22 protein-coding genes and 4 pseudogenes are annotated in these 22,687 nt (G+C 58.3%); 16 read left to right on the top strand and 10 right to left on the bottom strand.

What is annotated here, in order from left to right; translation table 11 throughout:
* Position 1: 1 nt before the first annotated feature.
* Both R7Q46_RS13715 and R7Q46_RS13710 read right to left on the bottom strand, forming a co-directional pair.
* Positions 2-916: a YeeE/YedE thiosulfate transporter family protein gene (locus R7Q46_RS13715; RefSeq protein ID WP_284143226.1), complete on the bottom strand. Its 915-nt coding sequence runs from the start codon at positions 914-916 to the stop codon at positions 2-4.
* A 10-nt stretch (positions 917-926) separates the two neighbouring features.
* On the bottom strand, positions 927-1,124 hold the full coding sequence (locus R7Q46_RS13710) for a hypothetical protein (protein WP_347880237.1): 198 nt from the start codon (positions 1,122-1,124) through the stop codon (positions 927-929).
* A 110-nt stretch (positions 1,125-1,234) separates the two neighbouring features.
* Between R7Q46_RS13710 and R7Q46_RS13705 the strand changes: the two are divergent.
* From R7Q46_RS13705 to R7Q46_RS13695, 3 genes and pseudogenes are all read left to right on the top strand, one after another.
* Positions 1,235-1,671, top strand: a pseudogene (locus tag R7Q46_RS13705) (IS66 family transposase); the annotation flags it as partial.
* Between the two features lie 201 nt (positions 1,672-1,872).
* Positions 1,873-2,235, top strand: a complete 363-nt coding sequence (locus R7Q46_RS13700; RefSeq protein ID WP_001201003.1) for a cupin domain-containing protein — start codon at positions 1,873-1,875, stop codon at positions 2,233-2,235.
* A 23-nt stretch (positions 2,236-2,258) separates the two neighbouring features.
* Complete coding sequence (locus R7Q46_RS13695) at positions 2,259-2,822, top strand: chlorite dismutase family protein (RefSeq protein WP_001097412.1); 564 nt, start codon at positions 2,259-2,261, stop codon at positions 2,820-2,822.
* Between the two features lie 250 nt (positions 2,823-3,072).
* Here R7Q46_RS13695 and tnpC read toward each other — a convergent pair whose 3' ends face one another.
* Positions 3,073-4,617, bottom strand: coding sequence for an IS66 family transposase (gene tnpC / locus R7Q46_RS13690; protein WP_008175578.1), 1,545 nt, complete (start codon positions 4,615-4,617; stop codon positions 3,073-3,075).
* A gap of 592 nt (positions 4,618-5,209) precedes the next feature.
* On the opposite strand from tnpC, the gene R7Q46_RS13685 reads away from it, so the two are divergent.
* Genes R7Q46_RS13685 through mphR(A) form a run of 3 tightly spaced genes read left to right on the top strand, consistent with a single transcriptional unit; the run spans position 5,210 to position 7,934 of the window.
* Positions 5,210-6,115: an Mph(A) family macrolide 2'-phosphotransferase gene (locus R7Q46_RS13685; protein WP_000219387.1), complete on the top strand. Its 906-nt coding sequence runs from the start codon at positions 5,210-5,212 to the stop codon at positions 6,113-6,115.
* Positions 6,112-7,350: a macrolide resistance MFS transporter Mrx(A) gene (gene mrx(A), locus R7Q46_RS13680; RefSeq protein WP_000004159.1), complete on the top strand. Its 1,239-nt coding sequence runs from the start codon at positions 6,112-6,114 to the stop codon at positions 7,348-7,350. The genes R7Q46_RS13685 and mrx(A) overlap by 4 nt, the downstream gene beginning before the upstream one ends.
* Entirely contained in the window at positions 7,350-7,934 is a 585-nt protein-coding gene (gene mphR(A) / locus R7Q46_RS13675; protein ID WP_001137892.1) for a macrolide-binding transcriptional repressor MphR(A), read from the top strand. Before mrx(A) ends, mphR(A) begins: the two co-directional genes overlap by 1 nt.
* A 492-nt stretch (positions 7,935-8,426) precedes the next feature.
* Here mphR(A) and R7Q46_RS13670 read toward each other — a convergent pair whose 3' ends face one another.
* The 6 genes and pseudogenes from R7Q46_RS13670 to R7Q46_RS13645 all read right to left on the bottom strand — a co-directional run.
* Complete coding sequence (locus R7Q46_RS13670; protein ID WP_001389365.1) at positions 8,427-9,191, bottom strand: IS6-like element IS6100 family transposase; 765 nt, start codon at positions 9,189-9,191, stop codon at positions 8,427-8,429.
* A 39-nt stretch (positions 9,192-9,230) separates the two neighbouring features.
* Complete coding sequence (locus tag R7Q46_RS13665; protein ID WP_106761483.1) at positions 9,231-11,180, bottom strand: conjugal transfer protein TraG; 1,950 nt, start codon at positions 11,178-11,180, stop codon at positions 9,231-9,233.
* 149 nt (positions 11,181-11,329) lie between these two features.
* Positions 11,330-11,968 (bottom strand): LysR family substrate-binding domain-containing protein, encoded by a 639-nt coding sequence (locus R7Q46_RS13660; RefSeq protein WP_258236883.1) that lies wholly within the window; start codon positions 11,966-11,968, stop codon positions 11,330-11,332.
* A 3-nt stretch (positions 11,969-11,971) separates the two neighbouring features.
* Positions 11,972-12,271: pseudogene (locus R7Q46_RS13655) on the bottom strand (LysR family transcriptional regulator); the annotation flags it as partial.
* Positions 12,272-12,299: 28 nt separating this feature from the next.
* On the bottom strand, positions 12,300-13,514 hold the full coding sequence (gene floR / locus R7Q46_RS13650; protein ID WP_106761485.1) for a chloramphenicol/florfenicol efflux MFS transporter FloR: 1,215 nt from the start codon (positions 13,512-13,514) through the stop codon (positions 12,300-12,302).
* A 230-nt stretch (positions 13,515-13,744) separates the two neighbouring features.
* A pseudogene (locus R7Q46_RS13645) lies at positions 13,745-14,194 on the bottom strand (DUF3363 domain-containing protein); the annotation flags it as partial.
* On the opposite strand from R7Q46_RS13645, the pseudogene R7Q46_RS13640 reads away from it, so the two are divergent.
* The 4 genes and pseudogenes from R7Q46_RS13640 to R7Q46_RS13625 all read left to right on the top strand — a co-directional run.
* Positions 14,111-14,290, top strand: a pseudogene (locus R7Q46_RS13640) (tyrosine-type recombinase/integrase); the annotation flags it as partial. The pseudogenes R7Q46_RS13645 and R7Q46_RS13640 sit on opposite strands and share 84 nt — an antisense overlap.
* A gap of 351 nt (positions 14,291-14,641) precedes the next feature.
* Positions 14,642-15,256, top strand: coding sequence for a recombinase family protein (locus tag R7Q46_RS13635; protein ID WP_099593669.1), 615 nt, complete (start codon positions 14,642-14,644; stop codon positions 15,254-15,256).
* A gap of 65 nt (positions 15,257-15,321) precedes the next feature.
* Positions 15,322-16,125, top strand: a complete 804-nt coding sequence (aph(3'')-Ib, locus tag R7Q46_RS13630; protein ID WP_025464697.1) for an aminoglycoside O-phosphotransferase APH(3'')-Ib — start codon at positions 15,322-15,324, stop codon at positions 16,123-16,125.
* Entirely contained in the window at positions 16,125-16,961 is an 837-nt protein-coding gene (locus tag R7Q46_RS13625) for an APH(6)-I family aminoglycoside O-phosphotransferase (RefSeq protein WP_000480959.1), read from the top strand. Before aph(3'')-Ib ends, R7Q46_RS13625 begins: the two co-directional genes overlap by 1 nt.
* 260 nt (positions 16,962-17,221) lie before the next feature.
* On the opposite strand, the gene intI1 is transcribed toward R7Q46_RS13625, so the two are convergent.
* On the bottom strand, positions 17,222-18,235 hold the full coding sequence (intI1, locus tag R7Q46_RS13620) for a class 1 integron integrase IntI1 (protein WP_000845048.1): 1,014 nt from the start codon (positions 18,233-18,235) through the stop codon (positions 17,222-17,224).
* A gap of 171 nt (positions 18,236-18,406) precedes the next feature.
* Here intI1 and R7Q46_RS13615 point away from each other — a divergent pair, with 171 nt between their 5' ends.
* The 6 genes from R7Q46_RS13615 to repC all read left to right on the top strand — a co-directional run bounded on the left by R7Q46_RS13615 (position 18,407) and on the right by repC (position 22,286).
* A complete protein-coding gene (locus tag R7Q46_RS13615; RefSeq protein WP_000706731.1) occupies positions 18,407-19,306 on the top strand; it encodes an inhibitor-resistant extended-spectrum class A beta-lactamase VEB-1 in 900 nt (299 codons plus the stop codon).
* 144 nt (positions 19,307-19,450) lie between these two features.
* Entirely contained in the window at positions 19,451-19,984 is a 534-nt protein-coding gene (gene aadB / locus R7Q46_RS13610) for an aminoglycoside nucleotidyltransferase ANT(2'')-Ia (RefSeq protein WP_000381802.1), read from the top strand.
* Between the two features lie 61 nt (positions 19,985-20,045).
* Positions 20,046-20,321, top strand: a complete 276-nt coding sequence (locus R7Q46_RS13605; protein WP_223847821.1) for a hypothetical protein — start codon at positions 20,046-20,048, stop codon at positions 20,319-20,321.
* A 56-nt stretch (positions 20,322-20,377) separates the two neighbouring features.
* Positions 20,378-20,584 carry a plasmid repression protein F gene (gene urfF / locus R7Q46_RS13600; protein WP_112928753.1) on the top strand — a complete coding sequence of 69 codons (207 nt, stop codon included), beginning with the start codon at positions 20,378-20,380 and terminating at the stop codon, positions 20,582-20,584.
* A 30-nt stretch (positions 20,585-20,614) separates the two neighbouring features.
* The gene (locus R7Q46_RS13595; protein ID WP_169573183.1) at positions 20,615-21,454 is read left to right on the top strand and encodes a helicase RepA family protein; all 840 of its coding nucleotides are present in this window, start codon (positions 20,615-20,617) and stop codon (positions 21,452-21,454) included.
* Positions 21,441-22,286 carry a replication protein C, IncQ-type gene (gene repC / locus R7Q46_RS13590; RefSeq protein WP_112928757.1) on the top strand — a complete coding sequence of 282 codons (846 nt, stop codon included), beginning with the start codon at positions 21,441-21,443 and terminating at the stop codon, positions 22,284-22,286. The genes R7Q46_RS13595 and repC overlap by 14 nt, the downstream gene beginning before the upstream one ends.
* Positions 22,287-22,687: the final 401 nt, after the last annotated feature.

Raw genomic sequence — 22,687 nt, 5'->3', positions numbered from 1 at the left:
TTTAGGTCTTCTGAAAATTGCGTTTGAGAATAATAAGCAAAGCCATACCTAAGAGCATTGAAACGTAACTGGGCACCGCTTGAAGGGACAAAGTGGGAATACTATTTAGCAATACTACGTCATTGCCTCCGGGAACAAACACCGCGCCAACGCCCATCAGAAAACCACCGAATAGGTAATTAGCTTTTACTTCAAAATCTAAGTTAAAGGTATGACTTGTTTTCGCAGAAATAAGGATGCCCAAGAGCATGGCGACGAATAAAAACACACTTAGTTTGTAGTAGATACCAAGGCTCATGCCTTCTTGATCGAACATTAGGTAGAGTAGGCCCATGATAATAAGGTTGGAATAGACCCATATACCAACGAGCACAACCAATATGCCGTTGCAAATGCCTAGAATTGCGGCTGATAAACTCTTGTCATAATGCTCACTCTTAAAACGCCTCTTCCATGTGCTGGCGGAAGCTCCTTTACACAAGGAATAAAATTCATAGATTCCCCAAGCCACGAATAACACGGCAAAGATCCATAGTTGAAGTATTGAAAAACCATCAAAGGGTTTTATTTTCACAGCTTGAAGATTGGGCTGAAATGAAGAGGCATAGCCAGCAGCAACGACGCCTAGGGAAAAACCTAAAAACGAAAAGATCAAAGCAAAACGACCACGGCAAAATTGGATCAGCGTGTTCATGGAGCAGCCTCCATTGATTACCGCCCCCATACCAAAAATGATTCCACCTATCATTGCTTCTGGTCGGAAGGCATAGTTCTCGTTACGGGCAGGTGAGATAAAACCGAACAACTCAAATAAAACCGTTACGCCAAACACCCAAATAACGATTTTCACGAAGCTCTTAAAGATCTCATAACGCTTCTGAATGATCAGCTCTTCAACAGCCATCACTGAACACATCGACGTTCGGTTACCGATAAAGCCAACAAAGAACGATAGTAGCGTAACCGTCCGGTGATTCCACCTTGAGCCAAATCGCCTGCCGACCAAAAGGCTCGAAGCTTACCACCCGGTCGATTCCGGTCAGATCCAGAAACGCCTCGTCGATGGAGTAGACATCCACTCTCGATGCCAGAGCTTCCAGGGTCGTCATCACCCGCCGGCTTATATCGCCATTTGTGTGGAATAGAGAATCAATTGGAACGGGGGCTTTGCTCGCCCCCCCTTGAACTTCTCATACCCAACCTGTTTGGCTATAGCTACTGAGGAGATCGCGGTGGCCCACCAAATCTTCCGGTCATCCTGTTCAATTACACCGCTAGCCGTACCCAGGAGGTGCCGCAGCGCCTCCTGGAGGCAGAAAGGCGTCGAGCGTATAGGTTGCTGGGCATGCGCGGCGCAAGTTCATCAGAAAACTCAATCCAAGGGCAAGATCGGCCGAGCGGAGATGGCACTGACTCTTATCAACAAGCTCTACGGCATCGAGCGCGACATGGAAGAGGCGGGCGATGCCCAGCGATACCAGACGCGCCAGTCGCAAAGCCAGGCTTTCCTGGAGCAACTGAAAGCTAGGCTGGACAAAACCCCTCCCCAGGTCACGTCGTCAAAGTGCCTTGGGCAAGCAATCAATTGCCTTGCGAGCAACTGGTTAAAGCTGATCCGCTACATCGAAAGGGGGACACCTGCCCATCGACAACAACCCTGCCGAGCGGGCGAGCCACCTTCTCATGTACATATGACCAAAGCGTCGCCCGTCTCCTCCCGTTATGTCATGCCTACCCACGACGGAGTATTGACGGTCTCTGTGCGCCAGAGCATAGTTTTCCCGAAGGGCGCTTAGGTACATATCTTCATGTGCTGTCCAGGCGCAGTTGCGTTTAGAGTACGTGTCCAATCAGTTTTAAATGGGTGTGAACATGAGAGCAGAAACTGAATCGCGGATTTTTTCGGTGGATGAATATGTTCGTCCGTCTAACGGCGAACCGATTCGTTCGGTTGTTCTGGAAACCAATGACTCTGTCGTCGTTGTTTGGCACGCCCACCCTGGGCAGGAAATAGCTTCCCATGTACATCCTCACGGCCAAGATACTTGGACGGTTATCTCAGGTGAAGCCGAATATCATCAAGGTAACGGCATAGTCACTCATCTTAAAGCTGGAGATATTGCGATCGCAAAACCTGGGCAGGTACATGGTGCAATGAACTCTGGCCCCGAACCTTTTATATTTGTTTCAGTGGTTGCGCCGGGCAATGCCGGTTTTGCGTTGGCTGAGAAATAGGCGAAAGGCCTGAGAGGAAACTGATGAATACACGATTATTTACGTTCGCTGGTGGAGAAACGGGTGTTTGGCGCGTTGTTCGGATGGATGCCGTGGCGGGAGCCCCTCTCCCTGGAATCCCCCGGCTCGACGTAGCCGCTGGCTCTGTTTCGCCGCAGCCTTTGGGCACCAAATGGCTTCTTCGCGGGATAACGAGTAACGAGCGTTATGTCGTGCGTGAAGAGAAGGATCGTCTCGTGGCGAAGCAGCCAAGTTTGGGTCGAGCAGAGGCCACCTGTGCCGCCCTGATCCCTATCCGGAAAAACCCCTCATGGTGGGGACTGGCTCAAGACGAACGCCGGAAGATTTTTGAGGAGCAGTCCCGTCACATTCACATTGGGCTCCAATATCTCCCTGCTGTGGCCCGTCGTCTCCACCATTGTCGGGACCTGGGCGAGAGCGAACCCTTCGACTTCTTGACGTGGTTCGAATATTCCCCGTCTGATGAGCCGGGCTTTAACAGGCTTTTGGCCGAACTCCGGGCCTCGGTGGAGTGGAAGTATGTCGACAGAGAAATCGACATCCGGCTAGTGCATGAGCCGGCCTAGTATCAGGTTTAACTGCGATCTCCGTGCGGCATACACCTGCGACACCCGCAGCCCAGCAAAGCCCGGAAAATCTAGTGTGTCTAATAACTTAGGAGTAACACGACACGTATGCCTAGCGAGCCACCAGTCGCTTGGGAAATTTTCTACTTATGGCCTCCTCTTTCTCTCATCGATCTCCCAGGGCATATCCTGCCGTCTAGAGTTGGCACCTTGTCCAGCTTTCGAAGAAGGCTCTCCATACACGTCCGGCCTACACCTTGTTAGGTATGGCCGGTTTCCAGTTGTGGGGCAATAGCTCGTCGATGGCGTTGTTCTTCTGTGTCGGCAGGCGAGTCAGCACATCCTTCAGGTAGGCATAGGGATCATGCCGATTCAGCTTCGCTGACTGTATTAGGGTCATGACCGCAGCCGCACGTTGACCACTGCGCAGTGAACCCGCAAACAGCCAATTGCTGCGCCCCAGCGCCCAGGGTCGGATCTGGTTTTCCACCCAGTTGTTGTCGATGGGCACAGCGCCATCGTCCAGGTAGCGCGTCAGCGCTTCCCAACGTTTGAGGCTGTAATCCAGGGCTTTGGCCGTGCCGGAGCCATCCGGCACTTTCTGGCGATGGGCCAGCATCCACTGATGCAGCGCATCGGCAAGGGGTTTGGCTTTGGTTTGCCGGATTTCCCGCCGCATATCCGGTGGCAGATCTTTGGTTTCCCGCTCGATCTCGTAGAGTCCACCGATGTATTCCAAGGCCTTGGCCGCCAATTCGCTCTTGTTGGCCTCGTGCAGGTCATAGAACTTGCGCCGGGCGTGGGCCATACAGCCGATTTCGGTAATGCCGTTGCCGAACCCGGCCTTGTAGCCAGCGTAATCATCACAGACCAGCTTGCCCCGCCAGTCACCCAGGAAGGTTCGGGCGTGTTCGCCTGCACGGCTGGGTGCGAAGTCGTAAATAGCTGCCTTCAGGTCGGCAAACGGTGTGGTGCAGTAGGCCCAGACGTAGGCCTTGTGGGTTTTCTTCTTGCCCGGGGCCAGCATGCTGACCGGGGTTTCATCGGCATGCAGAACACTGTGTTCCAGCAGAGTATTTCTCAACGCATCCACCAGCGGCTGCAACTGCACACCACAGGCACCCACCCATTCGGCCAGGGTGGAGCGCGGGATTTCCAGGCCGGCACGGCCGAACATGCGTTCCTGACGGTACAGCGGCAGATGGTCGGCATACTTGGCCACCAGCACCTGGGCCAGCAGGCCAGCGGTGGGGATGCCTTTGTCGATCACCTGCGGTGGCACCGGTGCCTGGATCAACGTCTCGCAGCTGTCGCAGGCCCATTTGCCCCGGATGTGACGTTCAACGGTGAACTCACCCGGGACATAATCCAGCTTCTCGCTGACGTCTTCGCCAATGCGCTTGAGCTGGCAGCCACACTGGCATTGAGTATTTTCTGGCTCGTGGTGGATCAGGGTGCGGGGCAGTTCCGGTGGCAGCGGTGTGCGTTTGGGTTGCTGCTTTGGCCGAGCGGCTTTCTGCTCCTCGGTCATCGCCTGTTCCAGTTCGACCTCGATGGAGGCCAGGTCGCTGTCGATCAGTTCGTCCAGCAGTTTTCCCTGAACCGCGTCCAGCTGCTCGCTACGCCGGGCGTACTTATGGCGCTTGAGAATGGCCACTTCGTGGGTCAGCTTCTCGATGACCGCATCACGGTGCACCAGAGCCCGCTCTTTGTTATCAACACGATCAAACAGTTCCGTAGCGAGAGCACGGAGCTGACCGGCAGAGAGTTGGTTGATGTCGGGGCGCTGAGTCATGCCCCTTAGTATGCCAAGCCCTTGTACTGCAAGCGATTCGCAGTTCTGGCTATGGCGGTATTGCTCAGCTTGTGGTTACAGGATTGAGATGACGCCATCGGCCCCAATACGGGGTTCTAGGGATTTTCCGTCCAAAAACGACAAAGTGCTCTGGAGGCCACGCCGTCCGCGGCCTCCAGAGGGGTATTACTTTTTTGGCGCTTCACATAGCCAGTCACAATAAATCAATCACTTAGCAGTCTGAATGTCGCATTTGGACGGAAAATCCCTAGAACCCCAATTTGCTAACTATTGGTTAGCATATGCTTGGTTTGCTTTAAGTCAACACCCAAAAGTTAGTTTTTCAATTTTTTAATTCAGGGTCAGTTGGTGCAAGCTGTGGTGACGCAAAGGAAGGGGTAATTTTCGGATCATTGCCCTGCCGCCCGTTGCTCCGAACCACTGGGAGCTGGACCCCAACGATCTCGGGTGTGACGATGGACCTGTACTGAGGGGGCTGTGGGTCGTACCCCGATTCGCATGAGGATTGAATATAACCGACGTGACTGTTATATTTAGGTGGCTAAACCCGTCAAGCCCTCAGGAGTGAATCATGACCGTAGTCACGACCGCCGATACCTTCCAACTGTACGCACTTGCAGCCCGACATGGGCTCAAGCTCCATGGCCCGCTGACTGTCAATGAGCTTGGGCTCGACTATAGGATCGTGATCGCCACCGTCGACGATGGACGTCGGTGGGTGCTGCGCATCCCGCGCCGAGCCGAGGTAAGCGCGAAGGTCGAACCAGAGGCGCGGGTGCTGGCAATGCTCAAGAATCGCCTGCCGTTCGCGGTGCCGGACTGGCGCGTGGCCAACGCCGAGCTCGTTGCCTATCCCATGCTCGAAGACTCGACTGCGATGGTCATCCAGCCTGGTTCGTCCACGCCCGACTGGGTCGTGCCGCAGGACTCGGAGGTCTTCGCGGAGAGCTTCGCGACCGCGCTCGCCGCCCTGCATGCCGTCCCCATTTCCGCCGCCGTGGATGCGGGGATGCTCATCCGTACACCGACGCAGGCCCGTCAGAAGGTGGCCGACGACGTTGACCGCGTCCGACGCGAGTTCGTGGTGAACGACAAGCGCCTCCACCGGTGGCAGCGCTGGCTCGACGACGATTCGTCGTGGCCAGATTTCTCCGTGGTGGTGCATGGCGATCTCTACGTGGGCCATGTGCTCATCGACAACACGGAGCGCGTCAGCGGGATGATCGACTGGAGCGAGGCCCGCGTTGATGACCCTGCCATCGACATGGCCGCGCACCTTATGGTCTTTGGTGAAGAGGGGCTCGCGAAGCTCCTCCTCACGTATGAAGCGGCCGGTGGCCGGGTGTGGCCGCGGCTCGCCCACCACATCGCGGAGCGCCTTGCGTTCGGGGCGGTCACCTACGCACTCTTCGCCCTCGACTCGGGTAACGAAGAGTACCTCGCTGCGGCGAAGGCGCAGCTCGCCGCAGCGGAATGAGCGAACGTCGATATAGCCCGCTCGCGACGCTGTTCGCGGCGACCTTTCTCTTCCGGATCGGCAACGCGGTGGCGGCCCTCGCGCTTCCATGGTTCGTCCTGTCTCATACAAAGAGCGCGGCCTGGGCGGGCGCCACGGCCGCTAGCAGCGTCATCGCGACCATCATCGGCGCGTGGGTTGGTGGTGGCCTCGTCGATCGGTTCGGGCGCGCGCCCGTCGCATTGATCTCGGGTGTGGTGGGCGGCGTGGCCATGGCGAGCATCCCACTGCTCGATGCCGTTGGCGCCCTCTCGAACACTGGGCTGATCGCTTGCGTGGTGCTCGGTGCCGCGTTCGACGCACCCGGTATGGCCGCGCAGGACAGTGAGCTGCCCAAACTCGGCCACGTCGCCGGGCTCTCCGTTGAGCGCGTCTCGTCACTGAAAGCGGTGATCGGGAACGTCGCGATTCTAGGTGGCCCGGCCCTTGGGGGGGCCGCAATCGGCCTGCTTGGCGCTGCGCCAACGCTCGGGCTGACGGCGTTCTGCTCCGTCCTTGCAGGTCTGCTCGGCGCGTGGGTGCTTCCCGCGCGTGCCGCTCGGACGATGACCACGACGGCGACTCTCTCCATGCGCGCCGGCGTCGCTTTTCTCTGGAGCGAACCCCTGCTGCGCCCTCTCTTTGGTATAGTGATGATCTTCGTGGGCATCGTTGGCGCCAACGGCAGCGTCATCATGCCTGCGCTGTTTGTAGATGCAGGACGCCAAGTAGCAGAGCTCGGGCTGTTCTCCTCAATGATGGGGGCTGGTGGTCTCCTTGGCATTGCCATTCATGCGTCGGTCGGCGCCCGGATATCAGCGCAGAACTGGCTGGCGGTGGCATTTTGTGGCTCTGCGGTGGGCTCGCTTCTGCTTTCACAGTTGCCAGGCGTGCCGGTGCTGATGTTGTTGGGCGCGCTCGTGGGACTGCTGACCGGCTCAGTCTCTCCCATTCTCAACGCTGCCATCTACAACCGCACGCCGCCAGAACTTCTCGGCCGGGTACTCGGCACGGTCTCGGCGGTGATGCTGTCAGCCTCGCCCATGGTTATGCTTGCGGCCGGCGCGTTTGTCGACCTTGCTGGTCCGCTCCCTGGCCTCGTTGTATCGGCCGTGTTTGCGGGGCTCGTGGCTCTACTCTCGCTCCGTCTTCAATTTGCTACAATGGCGGCGGCAGCCACAGCCTCCGCCCCAACCCATACAGAAGGTGAACACTGATGCCCCGCCCCAAGCTCAAGTCCGATGACGAGGTACTCGAGGCCGCCACCGTAGTGCTGAAGCGTTGCGGTCCCATAGAGTTCACGCTCAGCGGAGTAGCAAAGGAGGTGGGGCTCTCCCGCGCAGCGTTAATCCAGCGCTTCACCAACCGCGATACGCTGCTGGTGAGGATGATGGAGCGCGGCGTCGAGCAGGTGCGGCATTACCTGAATGCGATACCGATAGGCGCAGGGCCGCAAGGGCTCTGGGAATTTTTGCAGGTGCTCGTTCGGAGCATGAACACTCGCAACGACTTCTCGGTGAACTATCTCATCTCCTGGTACGAGCTCCAGGTGCCGGAGCTACGCACGCTTGCGATCCAGCGGAACCGCGCGGTGGTGGAGGGGATCCGCAAGCGACTGCCCCCAGGTGCTCCTGCGGCAGCTGAGTTGCTCCTGCACTCGGTCATCGCTGGCGCGACGATGCAGTGGGCCGTCGATCCGGATGGTGAGCTAGCTGATCATGTGCTGGCTCAGATCGCTGCCATCCTGTGTTTAATGTTTCCCGAACACGACGATTTCCAACTCCTCCAGGCACATGCGTAAACGGAGGTGTGCAGAGTCCCTGCGGCAGGCGACGAACACGACCGTCGTCGATTAGTACCGGTACGGTCGGTGGTATCGAAGTCTTGATCACCACTCAGGTCTACGGCTTACAAATGGTGACCATCCCGATACTTGCGTCAGAGCACCGGGCCGATTCTTTGACAGTGAATCACTCCCGTAAGGTTGTGCCGGTGTGGGTGTCCCGGGTCGAGACGATACTCCGCCAATGCGCCCAGCAAACAACCTGGCCATCGCAGGTGGTGGGGAGCGGTGTGGCGGATGAGTTGGACAAGTTGGTGTAGCAGCACGAGCACGGCGAGATAACATCGCAGGAGTTCGACATGCTCAAGAGACAGCTGATTGCGAATCGCGATGCAGATTCATAACCCGATTGCGGGTTGGCTTCACTCCACCATCACCGAGCAGACTAGCACGGCGGGCTCTGTTGCAAAGATTGGCGGCAGTCAGAGGTAGGCTGTCGCTCTGCGCCGATCAGGCGGCTGCTGCGAAATGGTGGTTGAGCATGCCCATGGCCTCCGTCAGCGCCGAGGGCCCAATGCCAAAAGCTCTCTCCACAAGGCGCACCTCGCCCCTGATGCCGGGCTGCAGGCACCAGGGGCGAGCCTGTCCTTTGCGCAGGGCTCGCATGACTTCGAATCCCTTGATCGTGGCATAGGCCGTGGGGATCGATTTGAAACCGCGCACCGGCTTGATCAGTATCTTGAGCTTTCCGTGATCGGCCTCGATCACGTTATTGAGATACTTCACCTGCCGGTGGGCCGTCTCCCGGTCCAGCTTTCCTTCGCGCTTCAATTCGGTGATCGCTGCACCATAGCTCGGCGCTTTGTCGGTATTGAGCGTGGCAGGCTTTTCCCAGTGCTTCAGGCCTCGCAGGGCCTTGCCCAGGAACCGCTTCGCTGCCTTGGCGCTGCGGGTCGGCGACAGGTAGAAATCGATCGTGTCGCCCCGCTTGTCGACTGCCCGGTACAGGTAGGTCCACTTGCCCCGCACCTTGACGTAGGTTTCATCCAGGCGCCAGCTCGGATCAAAGCCACGCCGCCAGAACCAGCGCAGCCGCTTCTCCATCTCCGGGGCGTAGCACTGGACCCAGCGATAGATCGTCGTATGGTCGACCGAAATGCCGCGTTCCGCCAGCATTTCCTCAAGGTCGCGATAGCTGATCGGATAGCGACAATACCAGCGCACCGCCCACAGGATCACATCACCCTGGAAATGGCGCCACTTGAAATCCGTCATCGTTCCGTCCGTCCAATCTCCGCCAAGCATGCTCAAGCTTCACGATTTTTGCAACAGAGCCCGCTGGCGCATGGCGCGGGCCTTGGCGGCGTCAACGTCCGGCTCGTCGTCCAGAAACTCGAACTCCTGTTCGGGCGATGGCGTCGGCGTGACGATTTCCTCATGCTCGGGCAATTCCGGCTCGCGGCGGATGCCGGCATTGGCCGGGTCGCCCTCGGCCTCGTTTCCCCTCGTCGCGGAACGGCTTTCCGCCGCGACCACGCGGCCGGACCAATCATCGGCGGATGGGCTGGGCGCCAGCGGAGCGGCGACCAGATCGGGCGGGGTCAGGATGCGTTCCTGCAACCGCGCGTCCTCGAAATAGCGGGCCTTGGTCGCGCGGATCGGCGGCGTGCCCGCGACCATGACGATTTCATCGGTAGGCGGAAGCTGCATGATTTCGCCCGGCGTGAGCAGCGGCCGGGCTGTCTCCTGCCGTGAAACCATGAGATGCCCGAGCCACGGCGCGAGCCTGTGGCCGGCATAGTTGGTGGAATCGCGCATCTCGGTCGCGGTGCCGAGCGCGTCGCTCACCCTTTTGGCGGTCCTTTCGTCATTCGTGGCAAAGCTGACGCGCACATGGCAGTTGTCGAGGATCGCGTTGTTCGGCCCATAGGCCCGCTCGATCTGGTTGAGGCTCTGCGCGATCAGGAAGCCTTTGATTCCGTAGCCTGCCATGAAGGCCAAGGCGGACTCGAAAAAATCCAACCTGCCCAATGCCGGAAACTCGTCGAGCATCAACAGCAGGCGATGGCGCTTGCCGGAGGTGGTCAATTCCTCGGTCAACCGCCTCCCAATCTGGTTGAGGATCAGGCGGATTAGCGGCTTTGTGCGGTTAATGTCGGATGGCGGCACGACCAGATAGAGCGTGACGGGCTGGCGGCTGCCGACCAGATCGGCAATGCGCCAGTCGCAATGCGCCGTCACCCGCGCCACCACGGGATCGCGGTAGAGGCCGAGAAACGACATGGCGGTGGAGAGCACGCCCGACCGCTCGTTCTCGGATTTGTTCAACAGTTCGCGGGCGGACGACGCGATGACGGGATGAAGGCCCGCCTCGCCGAGATGCGGCGTGTCCATCATGGCGCGCAAGGTCGCCTCGACCGGGCGGCGGGGATCGGACAGGAAGTTGGCGACGCCCGCCAAGGTCTTATCCTTCTCCGCGTAGAGAACATGCAGGATCGCGCCGACCAGCAAGCTATGGCTGGTCTTTTCCCAATGATTGCGCTTGTCGAGACTGCCTTCGGGATCGACCAGAATATCCGCGATATTCTGCACGTCGCGGACTTCCCATTCGCCCTGCCGCACCTCCAGCAGCGGGTTGTAGGCCGACGATCTGGCGTTGGTCGGATCGAACAGCAGCACGCGGCCATGCTTCGCGCGGAAGCCCGCTGTCAGCGTCCAGTTCTCGCCTTTTATGTCGTGAACGATGGCGGATGCCGGCCATGTCAGCAGCGTCGGCACCACCAGCCCGACGCCTTTGCCGCTGCGCGTCGGGGCGAAGCATAGAACATGCTCGGGACCATCATGGCGCAGATAGTCCCGGTCGTATCGGCCGAGCAGGACGCCATCGGGGCCGAGCAATCCGGCCGCGCGGATTTCTCTGTCCTCGGCCCATCGCGCCGAACCGTAGGTGGCGACGTTCCGGGCTTCGCGCGCGCGGATGATCGACATGAAGATGGCGGCAGCGATGGCGAGGAAGCCGCCCGATACGGCGATGATGCCGCCCTCGACGAAGATCGCGGGCGCATAGGCGTCGAACGAAAACCACCACCAGAAGAAGGCCGGTGGATAATAGACCGGCAGGCCCACCAGCTCGAACCACGGATTGCCAAGCTGCGGCTGGAAGCCGAGGCGGAATGCTATCCATTGCGTCGCCGCCCACGTCATCACCAGAACGATGGTGAAAACGACAGCGATCTGACCCCAAAGGATTCGGCCTCCGCGCAATGCAGGCTCCAGTTGGCAAGAGAGATTGAGCCGATTAGAGAATAAGCGTTTGCGCGGGAGGCAATAGCAAAGATGATGCAGGAGGGCTGCCGGATACTATCGGCGGCAAATAGGATGGGTGCTCGCAATTTCGAGCACATCCAAATGAATCAATTAGATCGGCTCATCTTGTCGGCGAGTCCAAGCAAATTTCGGAGCGCAACACTGCGATTGTGAGGCGACCAGACCGCCGAGAAAGCGACCGGCTCGGGTTCGTCGGTGATCGGCAGGAAGACCACCCCGGATGTTGGCAAGAGGGACGAAGCCGCACCTATGACAGTGATACCGAAATCCTGTCCCACCATCGACAGCAAGGTGCCGCGCCCAACATCAAATCTAAGGATCGAAGGCGCGGGCCAGGTTCCGGCAAGGCGTAAAACGATATGGTCATGCACTTGTGGGCCGGTGCCACCATGTCTGACGATGAACGTGTCCGCTGCCAGATCAGCCCATGTGGCGGCCGAGCGTCCAACAAGAGCGTGCCGCGCCGACACAGCGGCTAAAAGGGGTTCGGTCCATATTCGCCGGGAATGACAGTCGGGCGGTTTGGACGTGCCGGCAACGAACGCAATATCCAGCCGGTCGGCTCGAAGCTGCGTGAGAGTATCGCGTGCTGTGCCCTCCGTGATTTCGATGTCGAGATTGGGATGGTCCTTTCGATACTGACCAATCAGCTCTGCAAGGAAGCTGCCCGGAATCAGGGCATAGACACCGATGCGTAGCCGGCCGCATTCGCCTTGCGCTGTCATGCCGGCGGTCTTGACGGCGTGATCGAGTTGATCGACGCCTGCCACGACCCGCTCCATGAAGTGTCTGCCTGCATCCGTCAGCCGGACGCCTCGCGCATGGCGCTCGAACAGCAGGACACCAAGATTTTCTTCCAGCGCCTTAACGCGCGCGCTGACGCTCGACTGACTGACGCCGAGCGCGTTGGCCGCGTGCCGAAAGTTCAGATGCTCAGCGACGGCAACGAACTGAACAAGGGAAATGAGCGGTATCCTGCCGGACAGGATACCGCCATTCACGAGGCTGCGATGGCGGGTGCGCCGCATGGGTGCCAGCCGTCCTACCAATCGCCGGTTAGACGACTGGCGACCTCTCGGAAGGAACGTCGCGGGATCGAAGTAGCGCCAGACCCACCGATACCAGCACCGCCATCGTCGTCGCGTAGACGATCACGGGCCATGCGGTGTCGCCATTTAACAGCGTCACCGCCAATGTCCCGACGATGCTGACGATCAGACTTTGAATGCAGAAGTAGAACGCGACTGCCGATCCTGCGATGTCATCGAACTGTGCAAGCGCGCCGTTGGCGGTAACAGACACCGTGACGACAATGCCGACCGCCATAACCCACATTGGTAGGACGAAGGTGAGGAATGACGGCGAGCCGTAGAGTTCGCCTATCCCCAACAGGACCGCTCCGCAAACGAGCAGCGCCATCCCACGCGCCACGCATCCCGCGATGCCCCATCTGGCGACAAAGGACTTCGCGAAGCGGGTTGTCACGATCATGACGAATGCGACAGTGGCGAAGGCTAAGCTGAATCCGATCTCCGAATAGTCCGCTTGGCCTATGAGCACGCGGGGGGCCGTCGAGAAGAAGACAAAGAAAGTGCCCATGCCGGCGCTAAAGCCGACCGTGTAAACCCAAAAGGCCGGACTCGCGAAGATCGGCAAAACGGATCGGCGCGTTCCTGCTCCGTCCAACGGGCGGGTTTCGTGCCATCTGAAACCGGCATTCAAGAGTGCGGGTAACGCAAGCGCAGCCAGCGTGACGAATATCGCCCGCCATCCGAAAAACTCGCCGATGAGTGCTCCAGCGATTGGGCCAAGAGCAGGTACGAAGGCCAGCATCGAACTGAAAAGGCCGTAGATGACGACGCCCTCGGGCTGGCTGGCATACACGTCGCGAACCGTCGCGAACGTCGCCACCAGCGCAGCCGATGCGCCGACCGCTTGAAGCAGGCGGAAGGCGACCAAGGCTGCGGCCGTTGACGACCATGCTGCTCCGAGAGACGCAACGACGAAAATCACCCCGCCAGCAAGCAGGACTGGCCGTCGCCCGATGCGATCCGAAAGCGGCCCGAAGATCACTTGGCCCACGCCGAGCATCACCATGTAGAGGCTCAACGTGAGTTGGATAGTAGATGGCGTCGTATTCAGGATGCCGGGCATCGCCGGAACGACGGGAAGGTAAATATCCATCGCCAGTGACGCGAGGATGTCGAAGGGAGCCATCAGCAGCAGAGCTGCCGGCAACGTATAAGCCCACGCGGGGCGTGTGGTGGTCATGACGAATCAACCTCTCGAATAAGGATTCCGGGCGGCGTCTGCTCGTCAGCAATCAAACAGGATTGGTCTTACAGAACGCCGCAACAACAATGCTTGTTGTTGCGGCTTACTTGTCTGCTGTAATACTGGCTCCCATGCCGTTGACCTCACATTGAAAAGATGGATGGCGATTCTATCCGATCATCCCTTCCATCGCAATGCGTCGAGCTGCCAATCCGGGGTTGGACCACCTAGAGTCCAATCCCTCTCTGCCGGCCCAACTGCCAAGACACCGATCCGCCCTGCACGACGCCCATGACCTCGCGGCCGAGCTGACGGTCGATGATCGGCCGCCATGGGACAAGGGTGAACTCATGGGATTTCTCGACCACGGCGAACTTGCCGCTCGATAGCTGCACGGTGCCGGTGAACTTGCCGCTGACGCTCTCGCCATCCGCTGCTGCGCGGAACGGCAGACCTTTGCTCTCGGCCATCTCGGCGCCGACGCGGGCAACCTCGCGTTCGCGCAACGTGGCGAGAAGACTACGCCGATAGAAGATGCGGCCGTCCCGCGCTCGGGCGGCGTCGCCCTGTTCGATATGATGCTCGCGGCGCTGGTCCGCCACTCGTTCGCGACGGCCTTGCTCCGCAGCGGTTACGACATTCGAACCGTGCAGGATCTGCTCGGCCATTCCGACGTCTCTACGACGATGATTTACACGCATGTGCTGAAAGTTGGCGGTGCCGGAGTGCGCTCACCGCTTGATGCGCTGCCGCCCCTCACTAGTGAGAGGTAGGGCAGCGCAAGTCAATCCTGGCGGATTCACTACCCCTGCGCGAAGGCCATCGGTGCCGCATCGAACGGCCGGTTGCGGAAAGTCCTCCCTGCGTCCGCTGATGGCCGGCAGCAGCCCGTCGTTGCCTGATGGATCCAACCCCTCCGCTGCTATAGTGCAGTCGGCTTCTGACGTTCAGTGCAGCCGTCTTCTGAAAACGACAAGTCCCCTGCACGATGCTGTCTTGCGCCGTCACTTTACTAACCATAAACACCCTTTGTATGCCTTAGACAGAATTACGGGTTAAGTGACAATTTTTGACGACCGGCACGTTCTGGCTCACACTGTCACATAATCGAACGTTTGTGATACATGCTGATCGGATATGCCCGCGTCTCCAAAGCCGATGGCTCGCAGTCTCTCGACCTGCAGCACGACGCCTTGCGCGCCGCAGGTGTCGAACGGGACAATATCTATGATGATCTTGCTTCCGGCGGTCGTGATGATCGCCCTGGTTTGACCGCTTGCCTCAAGTCATTGCGTGACGGCGATGTGCTGGTGGTCTGGAAGCTCGATCGCCTCGGACGATCGCTTGCCCATCTGGTCAACACGGTGAAGGAGCTGTCAGACCGCAAGATCGGCCTGCGGGTTCTGACTGAAAAGGGCGCTCAGATCGACACCACGACTGCGTCCGGTCGCATGGTGTTCGGAATCTTCGCCACCTTGGCTGAGTTCGAGCGGGATCTGATCCGAGAGCGCACCATGGCGGGTCTCGCCTCCGCGAGAGCGCGCGGTCGCAAGGGCGGACGAAAATTCGCGCTCACCAAAGCTCAGGTGCGTCTCGCGCAAGCCGCCATGGCCCAGCGCGATACTTCAGTTTCCGATCTCTGCAAGGAACTTGGCATCGAGCGCGTCACTCTCTACCGGTACGTCGGCCCCAAAGGCGAGCTCAGAGACCATGGAAAGCATGTTCTTGGCCTTGCATAGCAACTCTTTTCTTTTCGCAGGTTGAGCCACCTCCGCGCCTCATCAGCAAACTGAAGGAACCTCCATTGAATCGGACTTATATTTTTTTGGGTGAATCGCATTCTGACTGGTTGCCTGTCAGAGGCGGAGAATCCGGTGATTTTGTTTTTCGACGTGGTGACGGGCATGCCTTCGCGAAAATCGCACCTGCTTCCCGTCGCGGTGAGCTCGCTGGAGAGCGTGACCGCCTCATTTGGCTCAAAGGTCGAGGTGTGGCTTGCCCCGAGGTAATCAACTGGCAGGAGGAACAGGAGGGCGCATGCCTAGTGATAACGGCAATTCCGGGAGTACCGGCGGCGGATCTGTCTGGAGCAGATTTGCTCAAAGCGTGGCCGTCAATGGGGCAGCAACTTGGGGCTGTTCACAGCCTATCGGTTGATCAATGTCCGTTTGAGCGCAGGCTGTCGCGAATGATCGGACGCGCCGTTGATGTGGTGTCCCGCAATGCCGTCAATCCCGACTTCTTACCTGACGAGGACAAGAGTACGCCGCAGCTCGATCTTTTGGCTCGTGTCGAACGAGAGCTACCGGTGCGGCTCGACCAAGAGCGCACCGATATGGTTGTTTGCCATGGTGATCCCTGCATGCCGAACTTCATGGTAGACCCTAGAACTCTTCAATGTACGGGTCTGATCGACCTTGGGCGGCTCGGAACAGCAGATCGCTATGCCGATTTGGCACTCATGATTGCTAACGCCGAAGAGAACTGGGCAGCGCCAGATGAAGCAGAGCGCGCCTTCGCTGTCCTATTCAATGTATTGGGGATCGAAGCCCCCGACCGCGAACGCCTTGCCTTCTATCTGCGATTGGACCCTCTTACTTGGGGTTGATGTTCATGCCGCCTGTTTTTCCTGCTCATTGGCACGTTTCCCAACCTGTTCTCATTGCGGACACCTTTTCCAGCCTCGTTTGGAAAGTTTTTTTGCCAGACGGGACTCCTGCAATCGTCAAAGGATTGAAACCTATAGAAGACATTGCTGATGAACTGCGCGGGGCCGACTATCTGGTATGGCGCAGTGGGAGGGGAGCAGTCCGGTTGCTCGGTCGTGAGAACAATCTGATGTTGCTCGAATATGCCGGGGAGCGAATGCTCTCTCACATCGTTGCCGAGCACGGCGACTACCAGGCGACCGAAATTGCAGCGGAACTGATGGCGAAGCTGTATGCCGCATCTGAGGAACCCCTGCCTTCTGCTCTTCTCCCGATCCGGGAGCGCTTTGCAGCTTTGTTTCAGCGGGCGCGTGACGATCAAAACGCAGGTCGTCAAACTGACTACGTCCACGCGGCGATTATAGCCGATCAAATGATGAGCAATGCCTCGGAACTGCGTGGGCTACATGGCGATCTGCATCATGAAAATATCATGTTCTCCAGTCGCGGCTGGCTGGTGATAGATCCAGTCGGTCTGGTCGGTGAAGTGGGCTTTGGCGCCGCCAATATGTTCTACGATCCGGCTGACAGAGACGACCTTTGTCTCGATCCTAGACGCATTGCACAGATGGCGGACGCATTCTCTCGTGCGCTGGACGTCGATCCGCGTCGGCTGCTCGACCAGGCGTACGCTTACGGGTGTCTTTCCGCGGCTTGGAACGCGGATGGAGAAGAGGAGCAACGCGATCTAGCTATCGCGGCCGCAATCAAGCACGTGCGACAGACGTCATACTAGATATCAAGCGACTTCTCCTATCCCCTGGGAACACATCAATCTTACCGGAGAATATCGTTGGCCAAAGCCTTAGCGTAGGATTTCGCCCCCTCCCGCAAACGACCCCTATAGCAGCGGAGGGGTTGGATCCATCAGGCAACGACGGGCTGCTGCCGGCCATCAGCGGACGCAGGGAGGACTTTCCGCAACCGGCCGTTCGATGCGGCACCGATGGCCTTCGCGCAGGGGTAGTGAATCCGCCAGGATTGACTTGCGCTGCCCTACCTCTCACTAGTGAGGGGCGGCAGCGCATCAAGCGGTGAGCGCACTCCGGCACCGCCAACTTTCAGCACATGCGTGTAAATCATCGTCGTAGAGACGTCGGAATGGCCGAGCAGATCCTGCACGGTTCGAATGTCGTAACCGCTGCGGAGCAAGGCCGTCGCGAACGAGTGGCGGAGGGTGTGCGGTGTGGCGGGCTTCGTGATGCCTGCTTGTTCTACGGCACGTTTGAAGGCGCGCTGAAAGGTCTGGTCATACATGTGATGGCGACGCACGACACCGCTCCGTGGATCGGTCGAATGCGTGTGCTGCGCAAAAACCCAGAACCACGGCCAGGAATGCCCGGCGCGCGGATACTTCCGCTCAAGGGCGTCGGGAAGCGCAACGCCGCTGCGGCCCTCGGCCTGGTCCTTCAGCCACCATGCCCGTGCACGCGACAGCTGCTCGCGCAGGCTGGGTGCCAAGCTCTCGGGTAACATCAAGGCCCGATCCTTGGAGCCCTTGCCCTCCCGCACGATGATCGTGCCGTGATCGAAATCCAGATCCTTGACCCGCAGTTGCAAACCCTCACTGATCCGCATGCCCGTTCCATACAGAAGCTGGGCGAACAAACGATGCTCGCCTTCCAGAAAACCGAGGATGCGAACCACTTCATCCGGGGTCAGCACCACCGGCAAGCGCCGCGACGGCCGAGGTCTTCCGATCTCCTGAAGCCAGGGCAGATCCGTGCACAGCACCTTGCCGTAGAAGAACAGCAAGGCCGCCAATGCCTGACGATGCGTGGAGACCGAAACCTTGCGCTCGTTCGCCAGCCAGGACAGAAATGCCTCGACTTCGCTGCTGCCCAAGGTTGCCGGGTGACGCACACCGTGGAAACGGATGAAGGCACGAACCCAGTGGACATAAGCCTGTTCGGTTCGTAAACTGTAATGCAAGTAGCGTATGCGCTCACGCAACTGGTCCAGAACCTTGACCGAACGCAGCGGTGGTAACGGCGCAGTGGCGGTTTTCATGGCTTGTTATGACTGTTTTTTTGTACAGTCTATGCCTCGGGCATCCAAGCAGCAAGCGCGTTACGCCGTGGGTCGATGTTTGATGTTATGGAGCAGCAACGATGTTACGCAGCAGGGCAGTCGCCCTAAAACAAAGTTAGCGGTAATTTAACCAGATAGGAGTACAGACATATGAAAATCGTAAAAAGGATATTATTAGTATTGTTAAGTTTATTTTTTACAATTGTGTATTCAAATGCTCAAACTGACAACTTAACTTTGAAAATTGAGAATGTTTTAAAGGCAAAAAATGCCAGAATAGGAGTAGCAATATTCAACAGCAATGAGAAGGATACTTTGAAGATTAATAACGACTTCCATTTCCCGATGCAAAGCGTTATGAAATTTCCGATTGCTTTAGCCGTTTTGTCTGAGATAGATAAAGGGAATCTTTCTTTTGAACAAAAAATAGAGATTACCCCTCAAGACCTTTTGCCTAAAACGTGGAGTCCGATTAAAGAGGAATTCCCTAATGGAACAACTTTGACGATTGAACAAATACTAAATTATACAGTATCAGAGAGCGACAATATTGGTTGTGATATTTTGCTAAAATTAATCGGAGGAACTGATTCTGTTCAAAAATTCTTGAATGCTAATCATTTCACTGATATTTCAATCAAAGCAAACGAAGAACAAATGCACAAGGATTGGAATACCCAATATCAAAATTGGGCAACCCCAACAGCGATGAACAAACTGTTAATAGATACTTATAATAATAAGAACCAATTACTTTCTAAAAAAAGTTATGATTTTATTTGGAAAATTATGAGAGAAACAACAACAGGAAGTAACCGATTAAAAGGACAATTACCAAAGAATACAATTGTTGCTCATAAAACAGGGACTTCCGGAATAAATAATGGAATTGCAGCAGCCACTAATGATGTTGGGGTAATTACTTTACCGAATGGACAATTAATTTTTATAAGCGTATTTGTTGCAGAGTCCAAAGAAACTTCGGAAATTAATGAAAAGATTATTTCAGACATTGCAAAAATAACGTGGAATTACTATTTGAATAAATAAAAAACTACCGCTAACACTGGCTCATAGGCAATGGCGGGTTGAAGTGCAATTTGCAAAGTCGGTAGCCCGCCCGAGCGTTTTCTCGGTTTGACAGGAAAGGCTCACGCAAACCGCCACTGCCCATAGCCCAAACCGTTAGGCCGCATGGACACAACGCAGGTCACATTGATACACAAAATTCTAGCTGCGGCAGATGAGCGAAATCTGCCGCTCTGGATCGGTGGGGGCTGGGCGATCGATGCACGGCTAGGGCGTGTAACACGCAAGCACGATGATATTGATCTGACGTTTCCCGGCGAGAGGCGCGGCGAGCTCGAGGCAATAGTTGAAATGCTCGGCGGGCGCGTCATGGAGGAGTTGGACTATGGATTCTTAGCGGAGATCGGGGATGAGTTACTTGACTGCGAACCTGCTTGGTGGGCAGACGAAGCGTATGAAATCGCGGAGGCTCCGCAGGGCTCGTGCCCAGAGGCGGCTGAGGGCGTCATCGCCGGGCGGCCAGTCCGTTGTAACAGCTGGGAGGCGATCATCTGGGATTACTTTTACTATGCCGATGAAGTACCACCAGTGGACTGGCCTACAAAGCACATAGAGTCCTACAGGCTCGCATGCACCTCACTCGGGGCGGAAAAGGTTGAGGTCTTGCGTGCCGCTTTCAGGTCGCGATATGCGGCCTAACAATTCGTCCAAGCCGACGCCGCTTCGCGGCGCGGCTTAACTCAGGTGTTACCGCAGCGAAATGGCCGGGCTGGTCAAGCGGTACGGTGACGACCTCAGCAAGTGCGACTTTATCGCGGCCATGAAGCTGGCCAGCAAGGGCCGGGAGCCGGACGAGATCGGCAAGGCCATGGCCGAGGCCAGCCCCGCCATCATGGAGCGCAAGACGGGCCATGAGGCCGATTACATCAAGCGTACGGTGCAGAAGGTGATGGAGCTGCCGCAGGTGCAGGAGGCCCGCGCCGAGCTGGCGAAGCAGGCCGAGAAACAGCAGTACCGAGGGCCGACATTAGGATAAAACACTTGCATTAGAGCTAATGCCTGTTATGGTGTTAGCTCTAATGCGGAGGAAATATGAAAGACCAACACGACAAGCGTACCGGCAACCTGCTGGCCACCCCCAACGCTATACGACAGGCCCGCTTTGCCGAGCAGCAGCGAGCCATGGGCCGCAAGGCCCGGAAGATATGGGCCACAGACGCAGAGGCCGAGGCGCTGCGGCTGTATCTGGAAGAACTCAGGGCGGCGCAGGGCGGGGGTAGTGACCCCGCCAGCGCCTAACCACCAACCGCCTACACAGGAGGCAAATCAATGGCTACCCATAAGCCTATCGACATTCTGGCGAGCTTCACAGAGCTACCGCCACCGATTGACTACGTACTGCCCAACATGGTGGCCGGCACCGTGGGGGCGCTGGTGTCCCCCGGTGGGGCCGGCAAGTCCATGCTGGCCCTGCAACTGGCCGCACAGATCGCAGGCGGCCCCGACCTGCTGGACGTGGGCGAGTTGCGCACCGGCCCGGTGATCTACCTGCCCGCCGAAGACCCGCCCACCGCCATACATCACCGCCTGCACGCATTGGGGGAACGCCTGACCGACGAGCAACGGCAAGCCGTGGCTGACGGTCTGCTAATCCAGCCGCTGATCGGCAGCCTACCCAACATCATGGCCCCGGAGTGGTTCGACGGCCTCAAGCGAGCCGCTGAGGGACGCCGCTTGATGGTGCTGGATACCTTGCGCCGGTTCCACATCGAGGAAGAGAACGCCAGCGGCCCCATGGCGCAAGTGATTGGCCGCATGGAGGCCATCGCCGCCGATACCGGGTGCTCTATCGTGTTCCTGCACCATGCCAGCAAGGGCGCGGCCATGATGGGCGCAGGCGACCAGCAGCAGGCCAGCCGGGGATCGTCCGTGCTGGTGGATAACATCCGCTGGCAATCGTACCTGTCCGGCATGACCACCGGTGAGGCCGAGGAATGGGGCGTAGACGACACGCAGCGGCCCTATTTCGTCCGCTTTGGAGTCAGCAAGGCCAACTATGGGGCACCGTTCAAAGACCGCTGGTTCAGGCGGCATGACGGCGGGGTACTCAAGCCCGCCGTGCTGGAAAAGCAGCACAAGAGCAAGGGGGTGCCTCGTGGCAAAGCCTAAGAACAAACACAGCCTCAGCCACGTCCGGCACGACCCGGCGCACTGTCTGGCCCCCGGCCTGTTCCGTGCCCTCAAGCGGGGCGAGCGCAAGCGCGGCAAGCTGGACGTGACGTATGACTACGGCGACGGCAAGCGGATCGAGTTCAGCGGCCCGGAGCCGCTGGGCGCTGATGATTTGCGCATCCTGCAGGGGCTGGTGGCCATGGCCGGGCCTAGTGGTCTGGTGCTAGAGCCAGAACCGGAGACCCCCGGCGGGCAGCAGCTCCGGCTGTTCCTGGAACCCAAATGGGAAGCCGTTACCGCTGACGCCATGGTGGTCAAGGGTAGCTATCGGGCGCTGGCTCGTGAAATAGGCTATGCCAATATCGAGGACTCAAAGCCCATCAGGGACTGCATTGAACGGCTTTGGAAGGTGTCCATCATCGCCCAGAATGGCCGCAAGCGGCAGGGCTTCCGGCTGCTTGCCGAGTACGCCAGCGACGAGGCAGACGGGCGCCTGTATGTGGCCCTGAACCCCTTGATCGCGCAGGCCGTCATGGGTGGCGGCCAGCATGTGCGCATCAGCATGGACGAGGTGCGGGCGCTGGACAGCGAAACCGCCCGCCTGCTGCACCAGCGGCTGTGTGGCTGGATCGACCCCGGCAAGACCGGCAAGGCGGCCATAGATACCCTGTGCGGCTACGTCTGGCCGTCAGAGGCCAGTGGGGCCGCCATGCGCAAGAGACGCCAGCGGGTGCGCGAGGCGCTGCCGGAGCTGATCGCGCTGGGCTGGACGGTGAACGAGTATGCGGCGGGTAAGTACGACATCGCACGGCCCAAGGCGGCAGGCTGACCCCTGCAATAACTGTCACGCCCCCCCCGTTAACTGTCACGCCCCCCCCCGTTAACTGTCACGAACCCCCCCGTTAACTGTCACGCCCCCAAACCTGCAAACCCAGCAGGGGCGGGGGCTGGCGGGGTGCTGAAAAAATCCATCCATGATTATCTAAGAATAATCCACTAGGCGCGGTTAACAGCGCCCTAGTGGGGCGCTGTTTGCCCTTGCCCAAAATGCCCGGCCAGAGGCCGGATAACTGATCTATCCGCTGCGCTAGGCTACACACCGCCCCCACCGCTCCGCGGTAGGGAAAAGGCGGGCCAAGGCCCGCAAACCCAAACCCCATGCACAGACGCCACAGGAAGCCGCAGACGCCTTTAGCCGCTTTAGCGGCCTTTACCCCTGCCCGCAGGGCG

It is taken from the genome of Vibrio sp. 811 (assembly GCF_033339195.1).
Note: the sequence above shows the minus strand (reverse complement) of the source record. Positions and strands in the feature narration are given on the sequence as shown.

Excerpts from the sequence above, each read along its gene's own strand:
- R7Q46_RS13715 (WP_284143226.1), bottom strand. The coding sequence starts at position 916 with ATGTGTTCAGTGATGGCTGTTGAAGAGCTGATCATTCAGAAGCGTTAT.
- R7Q46_RS13700 (WP_001201003.1), top strand. The coding sequence starts at position 1,873 with ATGAGAGCAGAAACTGAATCGCGGATTTTTTCGGTGGATGAATATGTT.
- R7Q46_RS13695 (WP_001097412.1), top strand. The coding sequence starts at position 2,259 with ATGAATACACGATTATTTACGTTCGCTGGTGGAGAAACGGGTGTTTGG.
- tnpC (WP_008175578.1), bottom strand. The coding sequence starts at position 4,617 with ATGACTCAGCGCCCCGACATCAACCAACTCTCTGCCGGTCAGCTCCGT.
- R7Q46_RS13685 (WP_000219387.1), top strand. The coding sequence starts at position 5,210 with ATGACCGTAGTCACGACCGCCGATACCTTCCAACTGTACGCACTTGCA.
- R7Q46_RS13670 (WP_001389365.1), bottom strand. The coding sequence starts at position 9,191 with ATGACGGATTTCAAGTGGCGCCATTTCCAGGGTGATGTGATCCTGTGG.
- R7Q46_RS13660 (WP_258236883.1), bottom strand. The coding sequence starts at position 11,968 with ATGACAGCGCAAGGCGAATGCGGCCGGCTACGCATCGGTGTCTATGCC.
- floR (WP_106761485.1), bottom strand. The coding sequence starts at position 13,514 with ATGACCACCACACGCCCCGCGTGGGCTTATACGTTGCCGGCAGCTCTG.
- R7Q46_RS13635 (WP_099593669.1), top strand. The coding sequence starts at position 14,642 with ATGCTGATCGGATATGCCCGCGTCTCCAAAGCCGATGGCTCGCAGTCT.
- R7Q46_RS13625 (WP_000480959.1), top strand. The coding sequence starts at position 16,125 with ATGTTCATGCCGCCTGTTTTTCCTGCTCATTGGCACGTTTCCCAACCT.
- intI1 (WP_000845048.1), bottom strand. The coding sequence starts at position 18,235 with ATGAAAACCGCCACTGCGCCGTTACCACCGCTGCGTTCGGTCAAGGTT.
- R7Q46_RS13615 (WP_000706731.1), top strand. The coding sequence starts at position 18,407 with ATGAAAATCGTAAAAAGGATATTATTAGTATTGTTAAGTTTATTTTTT.
- aadB (WP_000381802.1), top strand. The coding sequence starts at position 19,451 with ATGGACACAACGCAGGTCACATTGATACACAAAATTCTAGCTGCGGCA.
- R7Q46_RS13605 (WP_223847821.1), top strand. The coding sequence starts at position 20,046 with ATGGCCGGGCTGGTCAAGCGGTACGGTGACGACCTCAGCAAGTGCGAC.
- urfF (WP_112928753.1), top strand. The coding sequence starts at position 20,378 with ATGAAAGACCAACACGACAAGCGTACCGGCAACCTGCTGGCCACCCCC.
- R7Q46_RS13595 (WP_169573183.1), top strand. The coding sequence starts at position 20,615 with ATGGCTACCCATAAGCCTATCGACATTCTGGCGAGCTTCACAGAGCTA.